The 24,131-nt window shown below is 68.4% G+C and carries 23 protein-coding genes; 13 read left to right on the plus strand and 10 right to left on the minus strand.

All coding sequences use genetic code 11. The features are described 5' to 3' along the window. Positions 1–2: 2 nt before the first annotated feature. The 5 genes from gyrB to dnaA form a co-directional block, all read right to left on the minus strand. On the minus strand, positions 3–2,030 hold the full coding sequence (gyrB, locus tag JOD63_RS14650) for a DNA topoisomerase (ATP-hydrolyzing) subunit B (protein ID WP_045276615.1): 2,028 nt from the start codon (positions 2,028–2,030) through the stop codon (positions 3–5). A gap of 121 nt (positions 2,031–2,151) precedes the next feature. Continuing rightward, a complete protein-coding gene (locus tag JOD63_RS14655; RefSeq protein ID WP_084613660.1) occupies positions 2,152–2,703 on the minus strand; it encodes a DUF721 domain-containing protein in 552 nt (183 codons plus the stop codon). Further along, positions 2,696–3,865, minus strand: coding sequence for a DNA replication/repair protein RecF (recF, locus tag JOD63_RS14660; RefSeq protein WP_045276614.1), 1,170 nt, complete (start codon positions 3,863–3,865; stop codon positions 2,696–2,698). The genes JOD63_RS14655 and recF overlap by 8 nt, the downstream gene beginning before the upstream one ends. Positions 3,866–3,929: 64 nt before the next feature. Further along, positions 3,930–5,081, minus strand: a complete 1,152-nt coding sequence (gene dnaN, locus JOD63_RS14665; RefSeq protein ID WP_045276613.1) for a DNA polymerase III subunit beta — start codon at positions 5,079–5,081, stop codon at positions 3,930–3,932. Positions 5,082–5,576: 495 nt separating this feature from the next. Then, a complete protein-coding gene (gene dnaA / locus JOD63_RS14670) occupies positions 5,577–7,067 on the minus strand; it encodes a chromosomal replication initiator protein DnaA (protein WP_407665026.1) in 1,491 nt (496 codons plus the stop codon). A 264-nt stretch (positions 7,068–7,331) separates the two neighbouring features. Here dnaA and rpmH point away from each other — a divergent pair, with 264 nt between their 5' ends. Genes rpmH through JOD63_RS14705 form a run of 7 tightly spaced genes read left to right on the plus strand, consistent with a single transcriptional unit; the run spans position 7,332 to position 10,901 of the window. Further along, positions 7,332–7,469: a 50S ribosomal protein L34 gene (rpmH, locus tag JOD63_RS14675; protein WP_036304730.1), complete on the plus strand. Its 138-nt coding sequence runs from the start codon at positions 7,332–7,334 to the stop codon at positions 7,467–7,469. Positions 7,470–7,478: 9 nt separating this feature from the next. Then, the gene (gene rnpA, locus JOD63_RS14680; RefSeq protein WP_045276611.1) at positions 7,479–7,817 is read left to right on the plus strand and encodes a ribonuclease P protein component; all 339 of its coding nucleotides are present in this window, start codon (positions 7,479–7,481) and stop codon (positions 7,815–7,817) included. After that, the gene (yidD, locus tag JOD63_RS14685) at positions 7,814–8,170 is read left to right on the plus strand and encodes a membrane protein insertion efficiency factor YidD (RefSeq protein WP_045276610.1); all 357 of its coding nucleotides are present in this window, start codon (positions 7,814–7,816) and stop codon (positions 8,168–8,170) included. Before rnpA ends, yidD begins: the two co-directional genes overlap by 4 nt. Before the next feature lie 8 nt (positions 8,171–8,178). Continuing rightward, positions 8,179–9,237, plus strand: coding sequence for a membrane protein insertase YidC (gene yidC, locus JOD63_RS14690; protein WP_045276609.1), 1,059 nt, complete (start codon positions 8,179–8,181; stop codon positions 9,235–9,237). Positions 9,238–9,272: 35 nt separating this feature from the next. Then, entirely contained in the window at positions 9,273–9,794 is a 522-nt protein-coding gene (locus JOD63_RS14695; protein ID WP_045276608.1) for a Jag family protein, read from the plus strand. 19 nt (positions 9,795–9,813) lie between these two features. Beyond that, positions 9,814–10,437, plus strand: a complete 624-nt coding sequence (rsmG, locus tag JOD63_RS14700) for a 16S rRNA (guanine(527)-N(7))-methyltransferase RsmG (protein ID WP_045276607.1) — start codon at positions 9,814–9,816, stop codon at positions 10,435–10,437. After that, positions 10,434–10,901 (plus strand): GNAT family N-acetyltransferase, encoded by a 468-nt coding sequence (locus JOD63_RS14705; RefSeq protein WP_245618034.1) that lies wholly within the window; start codon positions 10,434–10,436, stop codon positions 10,899–10,901. The genes rsmG and JOD63_RS14705 overlap by 4 nt, the downstream gene beginning before the upstream one ends. 33 nt (positions 10,902–10,934) lie before the next feature. Here the strand turns inward: JOD63_RS14705 and JOD63_RS14710 are convergent, their stop codons facing one another. Further along, on the minus strand, positions 10,935–11,327 hold the full coding sequence (locus tag JOD63_RS14710; RefSeq protein ID WP_045276606.1) for a VOC family protein: 393 nt from the start codon (positions 11,325–11,327) through the stop codon (positions 10,935–10,937). Between the two features lie 1,232 nt (positions 11,328–12,559). On the opposite strand from JOD63_RS14710, the gene JOD63_RS18290 reads away from it, so the two are divergent. The 5 genes from JOD63_RS18290 (at position 12,560) to JOD63_RS14735 (ending at position 16,928) form a co-directional block, all read left to right on the plus strand. Beyond that, positions 12,560–12,700 (plus strand): hypothetical protein, encoded by a 141-nt coding sequence (locus JOD63_RS18290; RefSeq protein WP_157004037.1) that lies wholly within the window; start codon positions 12,560–12,562, stop codon positions 12,698–12,700. Positions 12,701–13,867: 1,167 nt separating this feature from the next. Then, positions 13,868–14,476 carry a hypothetical protein gene (locus JOD63_RS14720; protein WP_045276605.1) on the plus strand — a complete coding sequence of 203 codons (609 nt, stop codon included), beginning with the start codon at positions 13,868–13,870 and terminating at the stop codon, positions 14,474–14,476. 150 nt (positions 14,477–14,626) lie between these two features. Then, positions 14,627–15,568, plus strand: coding sequence for a ParA family protein (locus tag JOD63_RS14725; RefSeq protein ID WP_084613658.1), 942 nt, complete (start codon positions 14,627–14,629; stop codon positions 15,566–15,568). Further along, complete coding sequence (locus tag JOD63_RS14730; protein ID WP_045276603.1) at positions 15,568–16,518, plus strand: ParB/RepB/Spo0J family partition protein; 951 nt, start codon at positions 15,568–15,570, stop codon at positions 16,516–16,518. Before JOD63_RS14725 ends, JOD63_RS14730 begins: the two co-directional genes overlap by 1 nt. A 65-nt stretch (positions 16,519–16,583) precedes the next feature. Then, positions 16,584–16,928, plus strand: a complete 345-nt coding sequence (locus tag JOD63_RS14735) for a tryptophan synthase subunit alpha (RefSeq protein ID WP_407665027.1) — start codon at positions 16,584–16,586, stop codon at positions 16,926–16,928. A gap of 109 nt (positions 16,929–17,037) precedes the next feature. On the opposite strand, the gene trxA is transcribed toward JOD63_RS14735, so the two are convergent. From trxA to JOD63_RS14755, 4 genes are all read right to left on the minus strand, one after another. Continuing rightward, complete coding sequence (trxA, locus tag JOD63_RS14740; protein ID WP_045276601.1) at positions 17,038–17,361, minus strand: thioredoxin; 324 nt, start codon at positions 17,359–17,361, stop codon at positions 17,038–17,040. An 87-nt stretch (positions 17,362–17,448) separates the two neighbouring features. Continuing rightward, positions 17,449–18,435 carry a thioredoxin-disulfide reductase gene (gene trxB / locus JOD63_RS14745; RefSeq protein WP_045276600.1) on the minus strand — a complete coding sequence of 329 codons (987 nt, stop codon included), beginning with the start codon at positions 18,433–18,435 and terminating at the stop codon, positions 17,449–17,451. A 110-nt stretch (positions 18,436–18,545) separates the two neighbouring features. Next, positions 18,546–20,144 (minus strand): murein biosynthesis integral membrane protein MurJ, encoded by a 1,599-nt coding sequence (gene murJ / locus JOD63_RS14750; protein ID WP_045276599.1) that lies wholly within the window; start codon positions 20,142–20,144, stop codon positions 18,546–18,548. Further along, positions 20,141–22,393 (minus strand): DUF6049 family protein, encoded by a 2,253-nt coding sequence (locus tag JOD63_RS14755; protein ID WP_045276598.1) that lies wholly within the window; start codon positions 22,391–22,393, stop codon positions 20,141–20,143. Before JOD63_RS14755 ends, murJ begins: the two co-directional genes overlap by 4 nt. 106 nt (positions 22,394–22,499) lie before the next feature. On the opposite strand from JOD63_RS14755, the gene JOD63_RS14760 reads away from it, so the two are divergent. After that, entirely contained in the window at positions 22,500–24,035 is a 1,536-nt protein-coding gene (locus JOD63_RS14760) for a DUF7059 domain-containing protein (RefSeq protein ID WP_045276597.1), read from the plus strand. The last annotated feature ends 96 nt before the right edge of the window (positions 24,036–24,131 follow it).

The following is a 24,131-nucleotide window of genomic DNA, read 5'->3' on the forward strand; positions in this document are numbered from 1 at the left end:
ACTCAGATATCCAGGAAGCGCACGTCTTTGGCGTTGCGCTGGATGAAGCTGCGTCGCGATTCGACGTCTTCACCCATGAGCACCGAGAAGATCTCGTCTGCCGCGGCGGCGTCGTCGATGGTCACCTGCTTGAGGGTGCGGGTGGTGACGTCCATCGTCGTCTCCCACAGCTCCTTCGCGTTCATCTCGCCCAGACCCTTGTAGCGCTGCACGCCGGAGTCCTTGGGGAGACGCTTGCCGTTCGCGAGGCCCTCGGCCATGAGCGCGTCGCGCTCACGGTCGCTGTAGACGTACTCGTGCGGGTTGTTCGACCACTTGAGGCGGTAGAGCGGCGGCTGCGCGAGGTAGACGAAGCCGGCCTCGATGAGCCCGCGCATGTAACGGAACAGCAGGGTGAGCAGCAGGGTCGTGATGTGCTGGCCGTCGACGTCGGCATCGGCCATCAGCACGATCTTGTGGTACCGCGCCTTGTCGATGTCGAAGTCCTCGCCGATTCCCGTGCCGAAGGCCTGGATCATCGCCTGCACCTCTTTGTTCGAGAGGGCCTTGTCGAGACGGGCGCGCTCCACGTTGAGGATCTTGCCGCGCAGCGCCAGGATCGCCTGCGTGTGCGGGTCGCGGCCCTGCACGGCCGAGCCGCCGGCCGAGTCGCCCTCGACGAGGAAGATCTCGCTGATCGACGGGTCCTTGCTGGTGCAGTCCTTGAGCTTGTCGGGCATCGCAGCCGACTCGAAGACGCTCTTGCGGCGCGCGGTCTCGCGCGCCTTGCGCGCGGCCATGCGGGCGGATGCCGCGTCGATCGCCTTGCGGATCACGTTCTTGGCCTGCTGGGGGTTGCGGTCGAACCAGTCGCCGAGCTTGTCGCCGACCACCTTCTGCACGAACGCCTTCGCCTCGGTGTTGCCGAGCTTGGTCTTGGTCTGCCCCTCGAACTGCGGTTCGGAGAGCTTCACCGAGATGACGGCCGTCAGTCCTTCGCGGATGTCTTCACCCGTGAGGTTGTCGTCCTTCTCCTTGAGCAGGTTGTTCGCCCGCGCGTAGCGGTTGACGAGCGTGGTCAGCGCGGCGCGGAAGCCCTCTTCGTGCGTTCCGCCCTCGTGGGTGTTGATCGTGTTCGCGAAGGTGAACACGTTCTCGGTGTAGCTCGTCGTCCACTGCATCGCGAGTTCCAACGCGATGTTGCGGTCGGTGTCTTCGGACTCGACCTCGATGATCTCGTCGTTGACGACGTCGGCGTGGCGCACCTTGTTGAGGTACTCGACGTAGTCGACGAGTCCGCGCTCATAGAGGAAGCTGTCGTGGCGGCCCTGCGGCTCGCCGGTCTCGTCGACGTCGACGCTGAACGCACCCGGACGCTCGTCGCGCAGATTGATGCGCAGCCCCTTGTTGAGGAACGCCATCTGCTGGAAGCGTGTGCGCAGGGTGTCGTAGTCGAAGTCGACGGTGTCGAAGATGGTGTCGTCGGGCCAGAACGTGATCGTCGTTCCGGTCTCGTCGCTCTCCTCGCCCTGGGCGAGCGGAGCCTGCGGCACACCGCCGGTGCGATACGACTGCCGCCAGGCATGACCCTGACGCTTGACCTCGACCTCGAGGCGGCTCGACAGGGCGTTGACGACAGATGAGCCGACGCCGTGCAGACCGCCCGAGACGGCGTAGCCGCCGCCGCCGAACTTTCCGCCGGCGTGCAGCACGGTGAGCACGACCTCGACGGTCGACTTGCCCTCGGTGCGGTGCATGTCGACGGGGATGCCGCGGCCGTTGTCGATCACGCGGACGGCGCCGTCTTCGAGGATCGTGACGTCGATGGTGTCGCAGTAGCCGGCGAGTGCCTCGTCGACGGCGTTGTCGACGATCTCGTACACGAGGTGGTGGAGGCCGCGCTCACCGGTCGAGCCGATGTACATGCCCGGACGCTTGCGGACGGCCTCGAGACCTTCCAGCACCTGGATGGCGTCTGCCCCGTACTCGTTCGGAACGTTCCCTGCTGCTTGTGGTTCCTCGGGAACGCTCTCGGGGGTGTCAGACGTCATATTCTCGGGCGCTCCAAATCGATAGACGGGGGCTCCGACAGTCTATCAAGTCAGCGGGCGCGAACGGGCTTGTACGCCCCTGTGGCGCGATGGAATCCGTGGGGACAGGACCGGACGTGTCTCAGCCGTAGGTATCGCGCGGGCCGCGCCCTGGAACGGTTCTCGTGCCCCATTTCCAGGAGGGGACGTCCGGGCCGATGAAACGGACCACCTTGACACCCGCGTCGGGGAAGCGCCGGACGATCTCCGAGAGGATGTGCGCGCGCATGAGCTGGAGCTGCTTGGCCCATGCCGTGGAGTCGGCCTGGACGGTCAGGGTGCCCTCCGAGAAGGCGACCGGATGCGTGTGCGCAGCGGTCTCCGCGCCCGCGACGTCGGCCCATGCGGTGACGACGTCTTCGCGTGCCAGTTCGCGGTTCCATCCGCTGTCGCGCGTGAAGTCGGCGAGCACGTCGGCGACGCCGCGGGGGTCGCGCCCCGACGTGAACGGCTGATTCTCGTCGTCGTCCGCCGGTCGCCGCCGGCGGCGGCGGAACGTGCGCCCTGACGGGGCGAGCCCGCGCAGGCGCAGGTACGTCGCGACGGTCTCGGGAAGATCGCCGGCCGATGCCGCATCGCGAGATGCCGCGTCGCCGGATGCCGCGTCGCCCGTGGGGAGCTCGGGATCAGGCATCCGTCTCCTCCACGATCCGGCCGGCTTCGACCCGCACCACACGGGCGCGGAGCCCGGGGGGCACATCGGCTTCGACCGCTGCCGTGACGACGACCTGCTCGTAGCCGCCGGCGAGCTCGGCGAGCCGGCCGCGGCGGTCGGCGTCGAGCTCGGCGAACACGTCGTCGAGGATGAGCACCGGGTCGCCGAGGCGCGACTCGGCGCGCAGCAGCTCGGCCGACGCCAGCCGCAACGACAGCGCGACCGACCACGACTCGCCGTGCGAGGCATAGCCCTTCACCGCGAGGCCGCGGATGCGCAGGAGCAGATCGTCGCGATGCGGGCCTACCAGGGTGACGCCGCGATCGAGCTCCGACGACCGGCCGGCGGCGAGGGCGGCACGGAAGCGGTCTGCGATCTCGCCCGCGGGCGCCTCGGCACCGGCATCCGACGCGGTCGTCGTGCCGTCGTCGCTCTCGCCGCCGCCGTCGATCGACAGCGCCCACGCGATCTCGGGCCGATGGTCGTCGCCGGCGATCGCCGTGTACGCCGCGGCGAGCGGTGCGCGCAGCTCGCGCGCCAGCGCCAGCCGCGCGGTGATCACATCGGAGCCGAGCTGCACGAGCTTGTCGTCCCAGACATCGAGCGTCGAGAGTCCTTCGCCGCGCACGCCGCGGGCGCGCGCGGACTTCAGCAGGGCGTTGCGCTGCTTGAGCACGCGGTCGTAGTCGCCGAGCACGCCCGCCATGCGCGGGGCGCGCTGCACCAGCAGCTGATCGGCGAACCGGCGCCGGGCCGACGGATCGCCGCGGACGATCTGCAGGTCTTCGGGGGCGAACAGCACCACCTGCGCGTACCGCGGAAGCTCGGCGGGCTTCACGGGGGCCCCGTTCACGCGAGCCTTGTTCGATCCCTGCCGATTGATCTGCGCCTCGAGAAGAACCCGGCGCTCACCGTGCGCGAGCCGCGCCCGCACGATGGCCGCATCCGCACCATCGCGCACCATCGGTGCGTCGTTCGAGACCCGGTGCGAGCCGAGAGTGGCGAAGAACCCGATCGCCTCGGCGAGATTCGTCTTGCCCTGGCCGTTGCGGCCCACGAAGACGTTCGGACCGGCGACCAGCGTCACATCGGCGACCGCATAGTTGCGGAAGTCGACGAGGTTCAGCTGCTCCACGATCACCGGACAAGCCTAATGACGCGCTCCGACGTCGGGTGGGCCTCCGAGGGGCTGCGCAGCGATTCGATCAGCGCAGCAGGAGGTTCGGCTGCAGCAGGTACTTGAACGACTCGCCGTCCTTGTCGACCGACGTCTGCGGCGTGATGAGCACGGGGCTCAGCTTGTTGGCGTTGTCGCTCGAGGTGAACGTGATGCGCACGAACTCGCTCTTCACGGCGCCGAGCGACTCGAGGAGGTACTGGGGGTTGAGCCCCAGCGTGACCTCGTCGCCGCCGAGGAGCGTCGCGTCGACCGACTCGGATGCGCGCGCCTGCTCGGTGCCCGAGGCATCCATCGACACGCTGTCGGGTCCGAACGTGAAGCGCAGGGGCGCGGAGCGGTCGAGCACGAGCGACACACGACGCACCGCCTCGACGAGTTCAGCGGTGTTGACGACCGCGTGGTGTTCGGTCTGCTCGGGGAAGAGGCGCCGCACCGGCGGGAAGTTGCCCTTGATCAGCAGCGACGTGACGGTCTTGTTGCCCGCGGTGAAGGCGATGATCTCGCGGTCGCCCGAGCCCGAGAACGCGATCGAGATGTCGCCGGAGTGCGCGAAGGTCTTGCCGACCTCGGTGAGGGTTCGTGCGGGGACGAGGGCGGCGGTCGATTCCTCGGATGCGGCGGTGCCGCCGTCCCACGGGATCTCGCGGAGCGCGACGCGGTAACGGTCGGTCGCGACGAGGCTGAGGCGGGTGCCCGACACCTCGAGCTGCACACCGGTGAGCACGGGGGTGACGTCGTCGCGGGATGCGGCGAACGCCACCTGGGCGATGGCGGTGCCGAAGTCCTCTGCGGGGACGAGACCCGACTCGCCGGTGACCTCGGGGATGGCCGGGTACTCCTGCACCGGCATGGAGGCGAGGGTGAACCGGGCCGAGCCGCACGTGAGGAGGATTCCGCCGTCAGCGTCGACCTCGATCTGGATCGGGGCGTTCGGGAGCCGGCTCGCGATCTCGGAGAGCAGTCGGCCGTGGACGAGGATGGTGCCCGGCTCGTCGACTGTCGCCTCGATGGTCGTCCGAGCCGATGCCTCGTAGTCGAACGCCGCGAGGGAGAGACCCTGATCGGATGCCTCGATGAGCACACCAGCGAGGATCGGCTGCGGGTTGCGCTGCGGAAGCAGCTTGACGACGAACGACACGGCTTCGCTGAACACATCGCGATTGACGTGGAACTTCACGAATGCTCCCTCGGCAGCGGGTTGGGGTTCTCATGCTAGCGCCACACGGTTCGGATGCCAGTGCCTGCACCACCGGCTCCGGGTTCCACAGGCGTATCCACCGACAAGGTGATCGGCTCGAACTCTAGAGATGGATATTTGTCATGGTGTTAACGGCTGTGGAATCTGTGGACAACTCCCCCGATGCCTGTCGACACAACGGAACTACAGACGTGTGAGTTGTGGACGGGTTCGGGAGAGCTCTCGGGACGGTGGTTTCGGGCATCCGTCGCTTTCCACGGTTATCCACAGGCTCGTCGTCGAGATCCACATGATCTCCGCAGAGGTGTGAAGTTATCCACAGGTTTTCCACACTGTGAAGAACGGGAATCATGGCCCTGTCCGCGGGCGATGTCAAGCAACTTCTGCGGCATATTCGGGCGCGTCGCAGGAACGACGAAGCGCCACCGGCTCGCGGTGGCGCTTCGAGGGGTGCAGCGGAGAGTACGGCTCGGGTCAGCGGCCGTTGCGGCCGAGCTGCGCGGTGATCTCGGACACCTGGTTGTAGATGGAGCGACGCTCCTTCATGAGGTCGCTGATCTTCTTGTACGCGTACATCACGGTCGTGTGGTCGCGGTTGCCGAAGAGCTGGCCGATCTTCGGCAACGACAGGCTGGTGCGCTCGCGGCACAGATACATGGCGATCTGGCGTGCGGTCGCGACCGACTGGGATCTGCTCGACCCGTACAGGTCGTCGACGGTCAGCTTGAAGTAGGCGGCCGTCGCCGTGATGATGTCGGTCGGCGAGATGACGTTGGTGTCGTCCTGGTCGACGATGTCGCGCAGCACCGTCTGGGCGAGCGACATGTCGAGCGTCGACCGGTTGAGGCTCGCGAACGCCGAGACGCGGATCAGGGCGCCCTCGAGTTCGCGGATGTTCGACGACACCACCGTCGCGATGTACTCGAGCACCTCGTCGGGGATGTGGAGGCGCTCGGACTGCGCCTTCTTGCGGAGGATCGCGATGCGCGTCTCGAGGTCGGGTGCCTGCACGTCGGTGATGAGGCCCCACTCGAACCGGCTGCGCATGCGGTCCTCGAACCCGGTGAGGTGCTTTGGCGGAACATCGCTCGTGATCACGACCTGCTTGTCGTGGTCGTGCAGCTGGTTGAACGTGTGGAAGAAGGCTTCCTGCGTCTCGGCGCGCCCCTGGAGGAACTGGATGTCGTCGATCAGCAGGATGTCGACGTCGCGGTAGCGCGCCTGGAATGCCGAGCCGCGGTTGTTGGCGATCGAGTTGATGAAGTCGTTGGTGAACTCCTCGCTCGAGACGTACCGCACGCGGATGCCGGAGTAGAGGCTCATCGCGTAATCGCCGATGGCGTGGAGGAGGTGCGTCTTGCCGAGACCCGAGTCGCCATAGATGAAGAGCGGGTTGTACGCCTTCGCCGGCGCTTCGGCCACCGCGACCGCGGCGGCATGCGCGAAGCGGTTGGACTGGCCGATGACGAAGTTGTCGAAGGTGTACTTGGGATTGAGGCGCGTATCGCTGCGCGAGCCGACGGCCGCGGCATCCGGAACCTCGTCGATGGGCGAGCGGGGCAGCGACACCGGCGACATCGCCGGCTGCTGCGCCGGGGCCTGCTGGATAGGGATCGGCGCGGTGAGATGGGCGTCGGCGAGCTCGGGGTTCACCACGGCGCGGAACGTGCCGGGAGTGCCGGGGTCGCGCTGGCCGATGCGTGCGAGGGCCTCCATGATCGGCGCGCGCATGCGCTTGGTGAACTGCGCGGCGGTCAGATCGTTCGGCACGTCGAGGTAGAGGGTGCCGCCCATCGTGCCCTGCGGCACGGCGAGGTTCAGGAACCCGTGGAGCTGCGGCGTGATGCGCTCATCGTGCTCGAGCTCGGCGAGGATCTCTCGCCATACCGGGACATCCGGAATCTCGTGCGATGACATGGCCCCCCCGGGTGGTGATGACTCCACATCGTGCCGCGGAATGATCATGCCGAGCCTGTGGATAACTGCGTGTGCAACGCTAGGTCAGCAGGTGCCCGCGGAGCAAACTCCCTGCGTAGACCGGTCAGCGTGTCGGTCGCGAAGTCTGAGCATCCGGTGTGCATAATTACAGGTTTCGCGGCGCCGGTTTGAGTTCTCGGCCCGCCGGACGTAGCCTTAGTCGGTTGACTTATGCCCCTTCTGGGGTGGTCCCTGTGTACGAACGTCCCCGGCCTGAGCGTCCCGGTGACATCTGATCCGGAGTTTGATCTCATGAGCAAGCGCACTTTCCAGCCCAACAACCGCCGTCGCGCCAAGAAGCACGGCTTCCGCGCCCGCATGCGCACCCGCGCCGGCCGCGCCATCCTCTCGGCTCGCCGCGGCAAGGGCCGCACCGAGCTCTCGGCCTGACTCCGAGCGGTGCTCGCGAGGCCGAATCGACTGACCCGCGGAGCGGATTACAAGGCCGTCGTCCGTCGGGGCCGTCGGTGCGCCGGTGCGCACACCGTCACGTACGTCCGTCCTGCTGAGCAGGGCGGCGCCCCGCGATTCGGATTCATCGTGAGCAAGCAGGTCGGCGGAGCCGTCGTGCGCAATACCGTGCGCCGACGGCTCAAAGCTGTCTGTGCGCAGTCTCTTCCCGGACTCGGCGCCGGCGGCGACATCGTCATCCGTGCGCTGCCGACCGCGGCATCCGCGTCGTTCGACGAGCTGCGCGACGAGGTCTCGCGCTGTCTTGCACGACGGGCGGCGGCATGAGCGTTCTCCCGTCGTACGCGCTCGGTGACGCCCACTTCGAGGCGACCGATGCGCTCCGCGCCGTGCCTCTGCTCCCCCGCAACGTCGCGCTGGCGGTGATGCACGGCTACCGTGCGACGATCTCGCACACCTACGGCGACGTCTGCAAGTACTACCCGTCGTGCTCGGCCTACGCGGTCGGCGCACTGCAGCAGCACGGCGCGATCAAGGGCATCGCCCTCACGGCGGCGCGTCTCGCACGCTGTCATCCCTGGGCCCAGGGTGGCGTCGACGACGTGCCCGCCCACACGAACTTCCGGCACGCGCTCACTCCCCGTGGCTTCGTCGTGCCGTCCTCCCCCGGAAAGGACTGATCCTCCGCATGGATCTCATCGGCATCATCCTCTGGCCGCTCAAATGGGCGGTCGAAGCCGTACTCGTCTTCTGGCACTGGCTCTTCACCGCCATGGGCCTGCCCGCCGCCGACGGCATCACCTGGGTGCTCTCGATCGTCGGCCTCGTGATCGTCGTGCGCTCCGCGATGATCCCGCTCTTCGTTCGGCAGATCAAGAGCCAGCGAAAGATGATGGAAATCGCCCCTGAACTGCGAAAAGTTCAGGAGAAGTACAAGGGCAAGCGCGATCAGCTCTCGCGTGAGGCGATGAGCCGCGAGACCATGGCGCTGTACAAGAAGCACGGCACCACACCGGTCTCGAGCTGCCTGCCGCTCCTGGTGCAGATGCCCGTCTTCTTCGCCCTGTTCAGCGTGCTCAACGACGTCACCAAGCACGCGGCTGCCGGCATCGGCGGTGTGGGCCTGCTCAACGCCGAGCTCACGCAGGAGTTCTACAACGCGAAGCTGTTCGGCGTCGCGTCGCTGCACGAGACGCTCATCGACGCGTTCGAGACCGGCAACACCGCGGCGATCATCATCCTGCTCACGCTCGTCGTGCTCATGATCGCGTCGCAGTTCTTCACCCAGCTGCAGATCATCTCGAAGAACCTGTCGCCCGAGGCCAAGACCGGCCAGGCGTACCAGATGCAGAAGATCATGCTCTACGTCCTGCCGTTCGCCTTCGTGTTCTCGGGTGTCTTCTTCCCGCTCGGCGTCGTCATCTACTGGTTCGTCTCGAACCTGTGGACCATGGGCCAGCAGTTCCTCGTGATCCGCGAGATGCCGACACCCGGGTCGGATGCGGCCAAGGCGCGCGAGGAGCGCCTCGCTCGCAAGGGCAAGGCGATCGATTCCTCCGGCAAGGTCGTTCCGATGGAGAAGTACCAGGCGGAGCAGCAGCGACTGTTCGAGGAGGCCGAGCGCGCCCGCGCCGCCGCACCCAAGCGTCAGCAGCCCGTGAACAAGCAGCGCGCGAAGAAGCAGGCGCAGAAGCAGCAGGGCAAGCCCGCTGCTTCGGCCGACGGCTCCGCCGGAACCGCTTCCTGACTCCGCTCCCCTGACGAGAGATCTCTGAGGACGACATGACCACCACGCCCGAAACACCCACCGCCGTGCACGAGCGCGCCGAGCGCGAGCCCGCGACCGTGGAGCAGCTCGAGCAGGAAGGCGACATCGCCGCCGACTTCATCGAGGGTCTGCTCGACATCGCCGACATCGATGGCGACCTCGACCTCGACGTGCGCGCCGGGCGCGCCTATGTCTCGGTGGAGGCGCCGGCGGATGCGTCGGTGTCGGTGCTCGCCGACCCCGACACGGTCCAGGCGCTGCAGGAGCTGACCCGCATCGCGGTGCAGACGCGCACCGGCCGCTTCTCTCGACTGATCCTGGATGTCGGCGGATCGCGCGACACCCGACAGAGCCAGCTCGCCGGTCTCGTGGATCGCGCGATCGCGCGTCTCGACGAGGGGGCGTCGCAGGCGTCGCTGCCGGCGATGTCGAGCTACGAGCGCAAGCTGGTGCACGACTTGGTCGCTGAGCGCGGCCTGGTCTCGGAGTCGTACGGCGACGGTGCCACTCGGCACACCGTCATCCGCCGCGGCTGACGTTTCACGTGAAACATCGATGATCGAGATCGAGCAGGAACCAGCCGCCGCGGCGGAGATCTTCAGCGACCGGATCGACGTCGCGCGTCGCTTCACCGAGGCGCTGGGTCGACACGGTGAAGAGCGAGGCTTGATCGGCCCGCTCGAGCCCCCGCGTCTGTGGTCGCGGCACATCCTGAACAGTGCGATCATCGCGCCCCTGTTCTCGGGTCGCGTCGCCGACATCGGTTCCGGCGCCGGGCTGCCCGGTCTCGTGCTCGCGATCGCGCGTCCCGATGTGGAGTGGGTGCTCATCGAGCCGATGGAGCGTCGTGTCGCCTGGCTCACCGAGCAGGCCGGCGAGCTCGGGCTCGATAACGTCGAGGTCGTGCGTGCGCGGGGCGAGGAGTGGAGGGGCGGTGCCGTCTTCGATGCCGTCACCGCTCGTGCCGTCAGCGCGCTGCGGACGCTTCTTCCCCTGACCGCTCCCCTGGTGCGTGATGGCGGCGAAGTGATCCTGCTGAAGGGCACCAGCGCTGAGAACGAGATCGGCGCGGCTGAGAAGGCGCTCCGCAAGTTCAAGGTCACGAATGCGCGTGTCGAGATCGTGGGCGAGGGCGTCCTCGACGAGCCCTCGCGCGTGATCCGCGGCACCGTGCGGTGACGCAGGACGGTATCCGTCTGACCCGCGCGCGGCGCGACGACACCGCACTGCTCGAGCAGATGCTGCGTGGTGCCGACCTCACCACGAGTGGACTCGATGCTTCTTCCGTGCGCTTGTGGATCGCGTGGATCGGTGACGAGCCGGTCGGGACGACGGGTTACGAGGTCGCGGACGGCGGCAGGGATGCCCTGATCCGCAGTGTCTGCGTCGTCGACGGCCGGCGCGGATCAGGGCTGGGCCTCTGGTTGGCGCAGCAGGCGATGGACAGCGCGGCGCTCGAAGGCGCGGAGCACGCGTGGTTGTTCAGCCGCCGCTCCGGGCCGTTCTGGCAGCGGCTCGGCTTCTCGCCGGCAGCGACGGATGATCTTGCCCGAGCGCTGAGCGACACCCATCAGGTGCGGCTGTTCCGGGCGACCGGACAGCTCGAACGTGAAGTCGCATGGAGTCGTCCACTTTCGGGGTGACGGCGAATCGAGTGCGATGTTTCACGTGAAACGTCAGATGCCTGTGGCGACGACCTCGACCTTGAAACCGGCGGTGTTCTCGAGCCACCCGGCGTAGTGATCGGGCCCGCCGGCGTGCGGGTAGCGATCTGAGTAGAGCTGGCTCCATCCGTGCTCAGGACCGGCGGCGAGGATGCGGTCGACGTCGCTGCGCGCTCCCCCGTCGAACGCGAGGTGGTTGAGTCCGGGGAGTCGGCGATCATGCGCTTCGCCGGCGATGTTCGGTGAGGTGGTCAGTGTGAGGTACGCGCCACCGGCGCTCCACGACTCCCCTTCGTTCCACGCTGAGGTGCGGGTGTACCCGAGCTCACCCAACAGCCACCCCCACTCCGTGCGCGCGGATGGAAGGTCGGCGACCCAGATCTCGACGTGATGAAGTCCTGGCATCCGTCGATTCTTCCAGTTGGAGCGGGACGTGCGTCGGCGAGTGGATGCGTGTGGAATAGACGTCGGTCCGCTGCCGGGGTGTGGGCATCTCCCCGCCCGTGGTGCATTCGCGGCGATGTGGATGACTGATGTTTCACGTGAAACATCGCTCGCGATCCATCGTGTAGGCACGCCGCGCGATTCATATGAGCGCCCTCTGTGCGTGGCCGAGGGTGTCGCTGGCGTGTCGCTGCGTGGCGGTCGGGGCGACTTCGGTGCGCACCGCGTGTTGCTCGTCGTGCACTGGGTCTGCTCCGCGTTTCGGGGGCGACGGCGGCCCGGCGACTCAGCGGCCTTGTTGGGCGCCGCGCATGTCTGATGTGGGAGCCACCGCGGCGATGGCATGCCGGGGGTGACGACGACTCCCAGAGATGTTTCACGTGAAACATGGGGCTCCCCGAACGACTGGCATTTTGGTCGGCGCTCACTCGCTGTATGGCCGGCTGCTGATGTGCGCATGGTGGATCGCACGACAGCACGACAGCACGCGTGGTCACGGTGCCTGCCCTGCATCGACACGTGTGGCCGCTATTGCGTGATCGTTGGGCACGCCTGCCGGGTCGCGTTCGGCTTCGACGGAATTCGAGTCCGAACCTCCGTACGCGAGTGTGTGCTGAGCGGAGGGCGGCAAGTGGTGCGCGGGACTCTCTTCTGGCGTCCTTCAGGAGCGGAACCCTCTCCCGTGGTTACGTGCCGGGGCGACGGTGCCGGCGGTGCACGCGCACTCTTGCGTCGACTGGTGAACTCCCCCGCAACGCCCCGTTCGGTCACTCGATGCTGAGCACTTTCGGTCGGCGCGAGTATCGATCTGCCAGTTCGTGGGTGACCTGGGCTGCATCATTGATCGACTCCTCGATGAGCTCTGTGCATCACGGCCAGCTTCGACTCTGTCGCGCACCGAAGGAGCCGCGGTCGCGCGCGGAGATTCGCGGCCTCCTCCGAACGCGACGACCACATTGTGCATCGCCGTGTGCACTCGGTCCGGCCGAGCCACCTCGGATGCGCGCATCGAGTCCGCTCTCGCGGCCGCCACCGCACTGACCAATCGGAGCTCCGCCTCGTCACCCCATGGGCCGCCACGAATCTCCAGCAGAAGATCCGGAGAACGTCGCGCACAAGGCGCGCGTGGTGTTCAGACCGGGTCGAGTGTACGACGCCGGCTTGCCGGCGGCTTGGGCGTAGGCGATCTCCCGGTGGTTGGACTGGCCGACGTACCCTCCCGGATTGACAACCAGCACCCGGTCGGCGAGATCGATCTTGCGCAGGTGGAGGGCATCGAGTGCGGTCTTCTGCTCGTCAGCAACCGCTTCACCTGCCTCACCCCGGCGCGATGACGATGACGCCTGCGGAATGTCAGATCACGGATCGCCGCGCGCATCTCAGGTGCAAATCGAGCCGACCCGCAGATGCCGACAATCTCAGATCGATCACGCAAAGCTCAGACCTTCACTCGAACTGAGACGATTCGTGCACCTGTCCCCCTTACGAACAGCAGCCGGGCGCATCCCGCCGTTCCCCGTCGAAGAAGGTCGCGTGAGCGAGCCATACGGCCTTCTGCTCAGCATCTATCTAGACGCAGATGACGGGCGCGCGGACGATGGCCGAACGCCGGTGCATCCGTTTCACGTGAAACACCTCGCCGGGACCGAGGTCACTTTCGCAGTTGGTGCCTGCACGAGCTTGGTGCAGAGCGACCTGGCGATGGTTCCCAAACGTCGCCGACGAAATGGGCGACCCCGTTGCAGACTGAGCCGTTCGTCGGGGGTGCGCCCCTCACCCATGATCGGGTGCGCGCGTGCTCGCATGTCTGGGTCCTCTGTCGCGACCGACGCTAGCGGATGGAGCTAGCGACAGGCGGCTGATGACCGGCGCTATCGACGGGGCTAATCGTGGGCACAAGGACCTGCGTCACACGACCAGCTCTAGCGACCGGCGCAGTGCGGCGTCGCCAACCGACGGGCGTCAACGACAGGCGTCAACGACGGCCGGCCGATGACCGGCGCTATCGATGGGGCTAATGGTGGGCACAAGGACCTGCGTCACACGACCAACTCCAACGACCGGCGCGATGCGGCGTCGCAAACCGACGGGCGCCAACAACAGGCGTCAACGACAGGCGTCAACCACGGGCGCCAACGTCAGGCGTCAACGACAGGCGCCAACGTCAGGCGTCAACGACAGGCGCCATCGATTGGCTCCGTGCCACCATTTGTGCGCGACCGTGCGCGTGCGGCGGCCTGCGTACGGCACCTCGGTCGGTTCGGCGCCGCATGGCGGGGGAACACACCCTAAGCTTCGCCGTTGGATCCGCAGTTGCGATGTTTCACGTGAAACATCGCAACTGCGCAGTAGATGAGCGCTGATCAACCTCTCATGGCACCTCTCACCACGGGCGGTTGCAACGGCCGTGTGCGGATGTTGACCCACTGTCCTGCGGGTGACACCCCGCTGTCCGTTCGCACGCGGCTGCCTATGTCGGTGCCCGGGCTAGTGTCGAGGCCATGACGAACCCGTTCGCGGTCGTGCCCCGCTCGGACCACGGATTGCACGCGCGTGACTTCATCGCAGCGCCTCATCGCCGACTGCCGATGGTTCGTGTGCTCCTGCCGATGCGTGATGACGCCGACCGGGCGGTTCGCTGGTCGGAGTACGTGACACTGGAAGACGAGCTCGCTTCGCTCGACTGGCGGGAAGTCGTCGAGCGAAGCGCGACACACCGCCCTCGGATTCGCGACCTGGTGTCGTGCCGCGGCGTGATCGACGCGCAGACCACAGCGGCGCTGGGCGACGCAGTCGGCGACCTCGAACTGACGGCGCTCCGCTGGACGGGCTATGAGATGAGCGCGAAATCAGAGCCCACCATTCGCGTGTTCGGCAACGAGTTCGCTTCCGCGGACTTCCGTCGCGGCGACGTTCGTCCAGGAGAGCGGCTCCCGGAGTTCGTCTGGGATGCCGCCGGCGTGTTCGCATGGGGCACGCACCTGTACCCCGACTCCCTGATTGTGGCAGCCGAGATCACGCGCCTGCGGCGGATACATGCCGACCCGCGGCTCGACACCATCACGGTCCGCGTCGACCGCGACGCGCTGCCGCCGAGTGCGGGAGACTGACGCGCTCACTCCCGCGCCTACGGGATCGTTTCACGTGAAACATCGAGCCAGTATCCGCCGCCGACAGTGCCAAAACGCTGTGCGAAAGCGGTTCTGTCGGCCCGGCGGGATAGAGTGGGGAGCGTTGTCCGTCCGCTCGTGAAAGGGAGTGTGTTTCACGTGGAACAAGCCGGCGAGACGGAAGTGAACTCCGCTTTCTCGTTCGACGACACACCCCTCGCGCGTGAACTTGCCGATCTGTCGGCTCGCCGCCGGGCCCTCGAGACAACCGATGTGAGCCTCTCAGGTCGCACCCGCGTCTTGACGGTGTCGAATCAGAAGGGTGGCGTCGGCAAGACGACGACCACCGTGAACATCGCTGCGGCGCTCGCATCGGTCGGCGCCCGCGTGCTGGTGATCGATCTCGATCCGCAGGGCAACGCATCGACGGCCCTCGGAGTTCCGCACACCGCCGACATCCCGAGCGTGTACGACGTGCTCATCGACGAGTTCCCCCTCGCCGACATCGTTCAGGTGAGCCCCGAGTCGCCGAACCTGCTGTGCGCTCCGAGCACCATCCACCTCGCCGGCGCCGAGATCGAACTGGTCTCGCAGGTCGCCCGCGAGCACCGTCTCAAGACCGCACTCGACGACTACCTGGCCAACCTCGACGAGCGCCTCGACTTCGTGCTCATCGACTGCCCCCCGTCGCTCGGTCTGCTCACCATCAATGCGTTCACCGCCGCCCACGAGCTGCTCATCCCCATCCAGTGCGAGTACTACGCGCTCGAGGGTCTCAGCCAGCTGCTCGGCACGGTGCGCATGATCCAGAAGCACCTGAACCCGGCGCTCCACCTCTCGACGATCCTGCTCACGATGTACGACGCCCGCACGCGCCTCGCGCAGCAGGTGGCGGAAGAGGTGCGCGAGCACTTCGCGCGTGAGGTTCTCGAGACGGTCATCCCCCGCTCGGTGCGGGTGTCGGAGGCGCCGAGCTTCGGGCAGACGGTGATCGCCTACGATGGGCAGTCGGCCGGTGCGATCGCGTATCGCGAGGCGGCAGTGGAGATGATCCGGCGCGACACCGCGTCGGGCGAAGAAGGAGGCGCCTGATGGCGGCGAAGCGCACAGGACTGGGACGCGGAATCGGGGCACTCATCCCGGTGAGCGACGCAGTGGAAGAGCGTCCCGCTGACGTCTTCTTCCCCAAGCCCGTGGCGGTGGTCGACGAGAGCGAAGCCGACCTGATCGCCGTTCCCGGCGCCCGGCTCGCCCACATCGACCCGCACTCGATCGTTCCGAACCCACGCCAGCCGCGCACGCACTTCGACCCCGAAGACCTCGCCGAGCTGGTGCACAGCGTCCGCGAGTTCGGCGTTCTGCAGCCGGTCGTCGTGCGCGCCCAGGGCGACGGCACGTTCGAGCTGATCATGGGCGAGCGCCGCACGCGCGCCGCACGCGAGGCCGGCCTCACCTCGATCCCCGCTGTCGTTCGCGACACGTCGGATGAGCACCTCCTCCGCGACGCTCTTCTCGAGAACCTGCACCGCTCGCAGCTCAATCCCCTCGAAGAGGCTTCGGCGTACGAGCAGCTGCTCGACGACTTCGGCATCACCCAGGAAGAGCTCGCGTCGCGCATCGGCCGCTCCCGCCCGCAGATCAGCAACACGATCCGCCTGCTGAAGCTCCCGGTCCCCGTGCAGCAGCGGGTCGCCGCCGGTGTGCTCTCCGCCGGGCACGCGCGCGCGATCCTCTCGCTCGACGACGCCGTGGCGATGCAGAAGCTCGCCGACAAGATCGTGAACGAAGACCTCTCGGTGCGCGCCGCCGAGGCGATCGCGAAGGACTCGGATGCGTCGCGCACGCGCGCGACCAAGCCGCAGGCGGGCGCTCGTCGGGCTCACCTCGACGAAGTCGCCGGCCGCCTCGGAGACCGCCTCAACACCCGTGTGCGCATCAGCCTGACTGCCAAGAAAGGCCAGGTCAGCATAGATTTCGCGAGCATCCAGGATCTGAACCGCATCCTGGCGGAGATCGGCGAAACCGAGTACGGCGCTCTCTGAGCGCGTTCTTCGTCGAACCGCGCCCGACTTCGCCGAACGTCGCCGGGGCAACGTACCCTGGAATGGTGACGTCAGCCGATCAGAGCCCCCGCCGAGCCAGCCTGGAGCTGCTGCGAGCCGAGGCGACCGATGAGCTGTCGGTGCTGATCGCCGAACGCCTGCGGGCCGGCGAAGACCCGTGGGACTTCATGGAGGACCTCCCCTCGGTCGATGAGCTCGTGGTCTTCATGCTCCGCGCTGAGAACATCTCGGCAGACGGCGGGTCGCGCCCGTCCGCCGCGCGCAACTATCGGGTGCTCCGCCAGATCGCGCTCGACTATCCCCCGCTCACGAAGGCGGTGTGGCGGCTGCTCGGTGCCTCGAACACGCATCGACGGTGGGACGCGACTGTGCGCATCGACGCATCCTGACGCCTGATGAGGGAAACATGCTGATCGGGGCATGCACAGAAATGCCCCACTGACCAGGATTTCCTGGAGCAGTGGGGCGCTTCTTCTCGCTGAGCAAGTGACTCTCGGGTCAGCCGATGTAGGCGGCGAGGTCCTTCTCGAGTGCGAACTTCGGCTTGGCGCCGATGATCGTCGTCTCGACCTGACCCTTGTTGAAGACCTTCATCGCCGGGATCGACGTGATCTGGTACTTCATCGCGAGATCGGGGTTCTCGTCGACGTTGAGCTTCACGATCGTGATCTTGTCGGGGTGCTCCGACTGGATCTGGTCGAGAACGGGAGCGACCATGCGACACGGGCCGCACCACTCCGCCCAGAAGTCGACCAGCACAGGGCCGTCGGCATTCAGCACGTCCTGCTCGAACGTCGCCGAGCTCGTCACCTTCGCAGTCATCTGCATCTCCTTGTTCGGAAGTCTGTCGCCTATTCGAACACGACGAGGCAACGGATTGTTCCGGATGCCGCGGGCCGCGGCATCCGGTCAGGCTGCGTCAGCCTCGGGAAGACCCTCGATCTGGTCGGCGTCCACGGCAGGAGCGCCGGCCTCCCCCAGTGCCGCGAGGTAGTGCTCGACGTCGAGGGCGGCGACGGTTCCGCTGCCCGCGGCGGTGACCGCCTGGCGGTAGGTGGGGTCGATCACGTCGCCCGCGGCGAAGACGCCCGGCACCGAGGTGCGCGAGGTGCGGCCGTCGACCCACACGGTGCCCTCACCGGTGAGGTCGAGCTTGTCGTGCACCAGGTGCACACGCGGGTCGTTGCCGATGGCGACGAACACGCCCTCGAGCGCGAGCTCGCGGCGCGAGCCGTCGACGGTGTCTTCGAGCACGACGCCGGTGACGGCATCCTCGCCCAGCACGTCGACGACAGCCGCGTTCCACACGAACTCGATCTTCTCGTTGGCCATCGCGCGGTCCTGCATGATCTTCGACGCGCGCAGCTCGTCGCGGCGGTGGATCACGTAGACCTTCGATGCGAACTTCGTGAGGAAGGTGGCCTCCTCCATCGCCGAGTCGCCACCGCCGACGACGGCGATCGCCTTCTCGCGGAAGAAGAAGCCGTCGCAGGTGGCGCAGTACGACACACCACGGCCCGACAGGCGCTGCTCGCCCTCGATGCCGATCTTGCGCGGTGCGGAGCCGGTCGCGAAGACCAGAGATGCGGCCTCGTGCACGGCGCCCGAACCCAGCGTGACCTTCTTGACCGGGCCGTCGAGGTCGAGCGACACGACGTCGTCGTAGAGCACCTCGGCGCCGAAGCGTTCGGCCTGCTCCTGCATCTTCGTCATGAGGTCGGGGCCCTGGATGCCTTCGGGGAATCCGGGGAAGTTCTCGACATCGGTGGTGTTCATCAGCTCACCGCCGGCCTCGACCGACGACGCGACCACGAGCGGCTCGAGGTTCGCGCGAGCCGCGTAGATCGCGGCGGTGTAGCCCGCCGGACCTGATCCGATGATGATGACCTGACGCACGAGCGCCCCCTTCGAATAGCTTCCGGATGCTCCAACACATGGTAACCGGGCGGCATTCCGCTGCCGTCGGCGAAGCGGGGTTGCGCAGGATTCGCCGAGCCAGCCGTCCGTCAGCGACCGGGCAGGAACCGCTTCGCGATGTCGACCGCGGGCTTGATCTCCGGTGCACGGACCAGCAGCAGCACGCCCGCGTAGACGACGAGGACGACCGTGCCGATCACAGCCGCGCCGATCGCGCCCCACCACTTGTCGGCGACCATCCAGCCGTCCACGCCGCCGCACAGCAGGAAGACGCCCCACCCCGCGAGCCCGGCGGGGATCGACGCGAGGAAGAAGCGCCCGAGCGCGAGCATCCACGTCGCCACCCCGATGCCGCCCAGCCGCCGATCGAGCAGGATCGTCGCGATGACGACCTGCACGATGCTCGCGAACGACTGACCGAGCGCCACGCCTGCGGCGAGGAACTCGAGCGGCACGGTCGCTCCGGCGATCAGGGCTGTTGCCACGACGATGCTCGCCTGCACGAGGGTGAACATGAACGGGGTGCGGGTGTCGTCGTACGCGTAGAAGGTGCGCTGGATGACGAACAGCACGGCGAGTGGAACGAGGCTGACGAGGAAGCAGAGGAGCACCCACGAGGCGGCGACGGCGTCGTCGACGCTGTTGGTGAGGATGCGAGACGCCGGCACCGCGGCGACGCCGAGCGCGACCGCGGCCACGACGATGAAGAGGCCGAGGGTGCGGATGCTGCTGACGACGTCGGCGCGCACCTCGTCGTGGCGACCGGCCTTCGCGTGCGTGCTCAGCTGGGTGAAGTACGGGGTGCCGATCGAGACGACGATGATCGAGTACGGGAGCATGAACAGCAGCCAGGCGTTCTGCGAGGCGAAGTTGGCGGGGCCCGAACCCGACGCGCCCGCCATCACGTTGGACTGCACGATGCCGGCGAGCTGCCCGATGAGCACCATCAGGAACGTCCACCCCGCAAGGCGACCGATGTGGCGCAGGCCGATGCCCCGCCAGCGGAAGTCGGGTCGCAGGTGCAGCCCTGCGCGCCGCCAGAAGACGAGCAGCACCGCGCACTGCACGATGATCCCGGCGGTGGCCGTGCCGGCGAGCACGGCGACCATCGCCGGCGTCCAGCCGTCGAGCGCGTCCCGAGCGCCGCCGAACATCACGATGAAGACGATGAAGCCGGCGATCGAGACGATGTTGTTGGCGATCGGGGCCCACGTGTACGGGCCGTACACCCGGCGCGCGTTGAGGATCTCGCCGAGGAGTGCGTAGACGCCGTAGAACACGATCTGCGGCAGACACCAGTAGGCGAACGCCGTCGCGAGGGCGAGCTGGTCGGGCGTGAAGTCGCGGGCGTACAGCTGGACGAGCCAGGGGGCGCACGCCGTTGCGATGACGGTGATCGCGACGAGTGCCGCGGTGCCGAGGGTGAACAGCTTCGAGATGAACGACTGGCCGCCGTCGGGATCGGCGCTCGCGCGCACGATCTGAGGCACGATCACCGCGGCGACGAGCCCGGTCGACACGATCGCGTAGATGTTGTTCGGCAGCTGATTCGCGACGCCGAAGGCGTCGCTGGCCTGGCCGATCGACCCGATCGCCGTCACGAGCACGGCGCTTCGGAGAAATCCGGTCAGGCGCGACACGATCGTGCCGGTGCCGATCATGACGCTGGAGCGCCCGATGCCGCTCATCGGCCGACCTCGTCGGTGTCGTCGGCAGGCGCGCGGTCGACCTCGTCGTCGGATGCGTCGCGGGCACTGTCAGCGGATGCGTCGGACGCGGCATCCGGATCGCCCTTCCGACGGCGCCGGGCGCGCAGCACCGTGCGCACCACGCCCAGCACGAGGAGCGAGCCGACGACGACCGACAGGAGCGCCACGCCCGCGGCCTCCCATTCGGCGCGCACGCTGACGTCGACCGACAGCGGGTCGCCGATCGCGACGCTCGCGGGGCTGCGCAGCTGCAGGGCGAGCGTGACATCGCCGCTGCCGAGCCGTGCCTGCACGGGCACCTCGACGCGCGTGTTGCTCTCGGCGGTGGCCACGACGTCGGTGGCGCGCTGCACGTCGAGGCGCAGATCGTCGGGCGTCGTGTAGAGCACCAGGTTGACCGGGTAGGGCAGGTCGTTGCGCACCCAGAACCGCAGGCCGGCGCTCGATCCGTACAGGTCGATGGCGGGGGTGGGCTGCAGGCCGACGGAGTCGACCGTCTCGGCGGTCGCGTCGCGGTGCGCGCGCACGGTGTCGCCCCACGTCTCGTCGCCGATCCAGGCGACGCCGAGGAGCTGGAGGATCTCGAGCCGCTCCGGGCCGGTGAGGAGGGCAGGGGTGTCGAGCACGGTGGCGAAGCGACCCAGGTCGCTCTCGTCGTCGAAGAGAGCGGATGCCGCGGCCACGCGGCTGTCGTCTTCGGCGGGGCCTGACACCTCGACGGCGGCGGCGGGGGCGGCGATGACCTCGTCGAGCGTCACCGGGGCGACGCCGGGCAGGCTCGTCGCCGCGGTGATGGTCGAGCGCAGGCCGACACTCGAGCGGTCGGTGTCGCGTTCGAGCGTCACCGCGACGGGGGCGCCGTCGGCATCGGCGATCGCGAACGCGAGGTGTGCGGTGGCGGCGGTGAGGGCCGCGCCGCGCGCTGCGGTGTCTTCGAGCGAGGCCGCGTGCAGCGCATCCGAGATCGACGCGTCGTAGACGAGCAGATCGGCGTCGCCCGCCGTGCGGTGGGCGGTCACCGTCGCGCCGTCGGTGCCCTGCGTGGTCGACTGCGACGCGAGCACGGTGAGCGACTGCTGCTCGTCGACCGTGATGGAGCCCAGCGTTTCGACGACGTCGGCGGTGGCAGTGCCGGCCGCGGGCCAGTACACGGCGGCGCGCGCGTCGGGGAGGGCGAGGAGGTCACCGGCGGTCGGCAGTACGGGCGCGTCGGGATCGACGGTGGCCGTCGGCGTCGGGGTCGGCGTGGGCGTCGGTGTGGGAGTCGAGCTCGGCGTCGGCGTGGGCGTCGGCTCGGACGGTGTGTCGTCGACGGCGAAGTCGGCGGCGTCGAGGAACCGCTCGAACGAGGTGGGCCGGGTGGGCTTCGCGAGGCCGGCTTCGAGCTGCACCGCGACATCCGCATCGCCGTACTGCAGCGCGAAGCGCGTGTTCGGCAGCGCTTCGAGGGCCTCGAGCCAGGCGACGGCCGATGCGGGCGCCGACGAGCCGAGGGCCCGGATCGAGGCGATGATCGCGGGATCGACGGCGAGGATGACGTCGGTCGAGCTGACGCCGTCGAGCTGGGCGGTGAGCGACCCGCCCGGGCCGGTCAGCTCGGAGAGCTCGTCTGCGGTGAGCAGCGCCTCGGTGCGGGCGGCGACGGTGATGGGCACGATCACAGCGAGGGGAGCATCGTCGACCGTGGGGTCGGGCACGACCAGCGCGCTCGACGACGACACCGTCTCGCCGGCGCTCTCGTACGAGGCGATGACGGGGTAGACGCCGGGCTTCAGCCGCTCGACCACGGGATCGTCGGCGGGAATCGTGACACCGGTCGTCTGCTGCGACTCGGGGGCGACGGCGTCGAGCGTCGTCTCGGCTACCGGTGTGACGGAGGGGCTCGATGTGCCGTCGAGCCAGGCGGTGAGCGCGGTGCGGTTGCGCAGGGGATTGCCGCCGATCGACACCGTGGCCGTCGTCGACGGCACCGTGAACGCGGTGCCGTTCTCGACGACGAGCGACAGGGCGACCGCCTCGCCCGCGCCCACCACGCCGCCGGCGACCGGAGCGAGGGTGAAGTCGACCACGCCGGTGGCAGCGGTGGGAGTGGGCGTCGGCGTCGGAGTCGCCTCGGCGAACGCGGGGGATGCCGCACCCGCACCGAGCAGCGCCAGGGCGCCGGCGGCGGCGACGAGCACGCGCAGGGGGCCCGTGCGGCGCGTGGAAACGCGGGGGATCTCGGTCATAGGGGGTGCAAGCTCCTGTGCGATGCCTGACCGCACGATCGGAGTGATTCTACGGCGCGAGCCTCGGTGCTCCCTGGCGCACCGCGCGGCGAGGTTGAATGGATGCGTGCTCCCCCAAGACGACCCTGCGCTGTGCGCCGCACTCGCGGCCGACCTCGACCGTGCCGGCTTCACCGCCGAGGCGCTGCGCTCCGCGTGGGGCGACGCGGCCGACGACGCGATCGCGCGGGGCCTCCGGCGCCCGGCCGATCGCGCCCTCGGTGACCGCGGCGATCCCCTCGCGGTGCTCGGGCGCCTGCTCGTGCTCGGCATGCCGCAGGCCGCGGCATCCGTCGACTCCGCCCTTCCCGCGGCGGGCGCGGACGGCCTCGTCGCGCTGGGGCTCGCGACGCGCGACGGCGATGCGACGGTGCCGACGGCGCTCATCCGTCCGCAGTCGGTGGAGGATGCCGCCGCCGGCGCCGCACGGTGGTGGATCGCGAGCGACCTCGACGAGGCCGCGCTCGGCGGCGCCCTTCCGGTCGACCACGTGCTGGGAGTGGGCGGTGCCTCGCTGACGCTCGCGTCGCTGCAGCTGCCGACTCCGGCGGCATCCGCTCTCGACATCGGCGCCGGATGCGGCATCCAGGCGCTGCGCGCGCGGCGATCGGCCGATCGCGTGGTCGCCACCGACATCTCGGAGCGCGCGCTGGCGTTCACGCGCCTGAACGCGCGGCTCAACGGGGTCGACGCGATCGAGACCCGTCACGGCAGCCTGTTCGCGCCGGTCGCCGGAGAGCGCTTCGAGCGCATCGTGTCGAACCCGCCGTTCGTCATCACCCCGCGCACGGCCGACGTGCCAGAGTACGAGTACCGCGACGGCGGGATGGTGGGCGATGACCTCGTCGCCGCCTTCATCGGCGGGGTCGGCGAGCACCTCGAGCCCGGCGGCGTCGCGCAGCTGCTCGGCAACTGGGAGACCCGTTCAGGCGTCGCCGGCATCGACCGGGTGCGCGAGTGGGTCGCGGCGTCGCCCGTGCCGCTCGACGCGTGGGTCGTCGAGCGGGAGGTGCTCGACCCGCTCTCGTACGCGGAGCTCTGGGTGCGCGACGGCGGCACCCTGCCCGGCACCCCCGGCTTCGCGCGGCTGCTCGACGCGTGGCTCGACGACTTCGTCGACCGCGAGGTCACCGAGGTGGGGTTCGGGTACATCCTGCTGCGCCGCCCGGCAGCGGGTGAGCCGACCCTCGACCGTTTCGAGTCGCTGCCCCAGCCCGTCGGCAGCGAACCGCTCGGCGCGCACCTCGCCGAGGCGCTCGCGGCCCACGACGCTCTCGCGCTGCTCGACGACGAGGCACTCGCCGCGGCCGTGCTCACCGTCGCCCCCGACGTCACCGAGGCCCGTCACCATCTGCCCGGCGCCGAGGAGCCGACGGTCATCGAGGTGCGTCAGGGCGGCGGGTTCGGGCGGGCGCTGTCGGTCGATCCGGGGCTCGCCGCGCTCGTGGGAGCCAGCGACGGCGACCTGCCCGTGGGCGTGCTGGTCGACGCGATCGCCCAGCTGCTCGAGGTGGATGCCGCGGCGCTCCGAGCCGACCTGCTCCCGCGGGTGCGCGAGATGGTGTTCACCGGCTTCCTGCGCCTCGCCGGCCACGGTCGTTGAGCGAGGAGCGCAGCGACGAGACGAAACGCGGCTGGTGGTCAGGGCGTCTCGTCTCGCTGCGCTCGCTCAACGATCGAGCGCTCAACGACCGGGTGA

It is taken from the genome of Microbacterium terrae (assembly GCF_017831975.1).
Taxonomy (GTDB): Bacteria; Actinomycetota; Actinomycetes; order Actinomycetales; family Microbacteriaceae; genus Microbacterium; species Microbacterium terrae.

Excerpts from the sequence above, each read along its gene's own strand:
- JOD63_RS14695 (WP_045276608.1), top strand. The coding sequence starts at position 9,273 with ATGACCACCACGCCCGAAACACCCACCGCCGTGCACGAGCGCGCCGAG.
- rpmH (WP_036304730.1), top strand. The coding sequence starts at position 7,332 with ATGAGCAAGCGCACTTTCCAGCCCAACAACCGCCGTCGCGCCAAGAAG.
- JOD63_RS14755 (WP_045276598.1), bottom strand. The coding sequence starts at position 22,393 with ATGACCGAGATCCCCCGCGTTTCCACGCGCCGCACGGGCCCCCTGCGC.
- yidD (WP_045276610.1), top strand. The coding sequence starts at position 7,814 with ATGAGCGTTCTCCCGTCGTACGCGCTCGGTGACGCCCACTTCGAGGCG.
- JOD63_RS14720 (WP_045276605.1), top strand. The coding sequence starts at position 13,868 with ATGACGAACCCGTTCGCGGTCGTGCCCCGCTCGGACCACGGATTGCAC.
- murJ (WP_045276599.1), bottom strand. The coding sequence starts at position 20,144 with ATGAGCGGCATCGGGCGCTCCAGCGTCATGATCGGCACCGGCACGATC.
- yidC (WP_045276609.1), top strand. The coding sequence starts at position 8,179 with ATGGATCTCATCGGCATCATCCTCTGGCCGCTCAAATGGGCGGTCGAA.
- rsmG (WP_045276607.1), top strand. The coding sequence starts at position 9,814 with ATGATCGAGATCGAGCAGGAACCAGCCGCCGCGGCGGAGATCTTCAGC.
- dnaA (WP_407665026.1), bottom strand. The coding sequence starts at position 7,067 with ATGATCATTCCGCGGCACGATGTGGAGTCATCACCACCCGGGGGGGCC.
- JOD63_RS14710 (WP_045276606.1), bottom strand. The coding sequence starts at position 11,327 with ATGCCAGGACTTCATCACGTCGAGATCTGGGTCGCCGACCTTCCATCC.
- JOD63_RS14655 (WP_084613660.1), bottom strand. The coding sequence starts at position 2,703 with ATGCCTGATCCCGAGCTCCCCACGGGCGACGCGGCATCCGGCGACGCG.
- JOD63_RS14730 (WP_045276603.1), top strand. The coding sequence starts at position 15,568 with ATGGCGGCGAAGCGCACAGGACTGGGACGCGGAATCGGGGCACTCATC.
- trxA (WP_045276601.1), bottom strand. The coding sequence starts at position 17,361 with ATGACTGCGAAGGTGACGAGCTCGGCGACGTTCGAGCAGGACGTGCTG.
- gyrB (WP_045276615.1), bottom strand. The coding sequence starts at position 2,030 with ATGACGTCTGACACCCCCGAGAGCGTTCCCGAGGAACCACAAGCAGCA.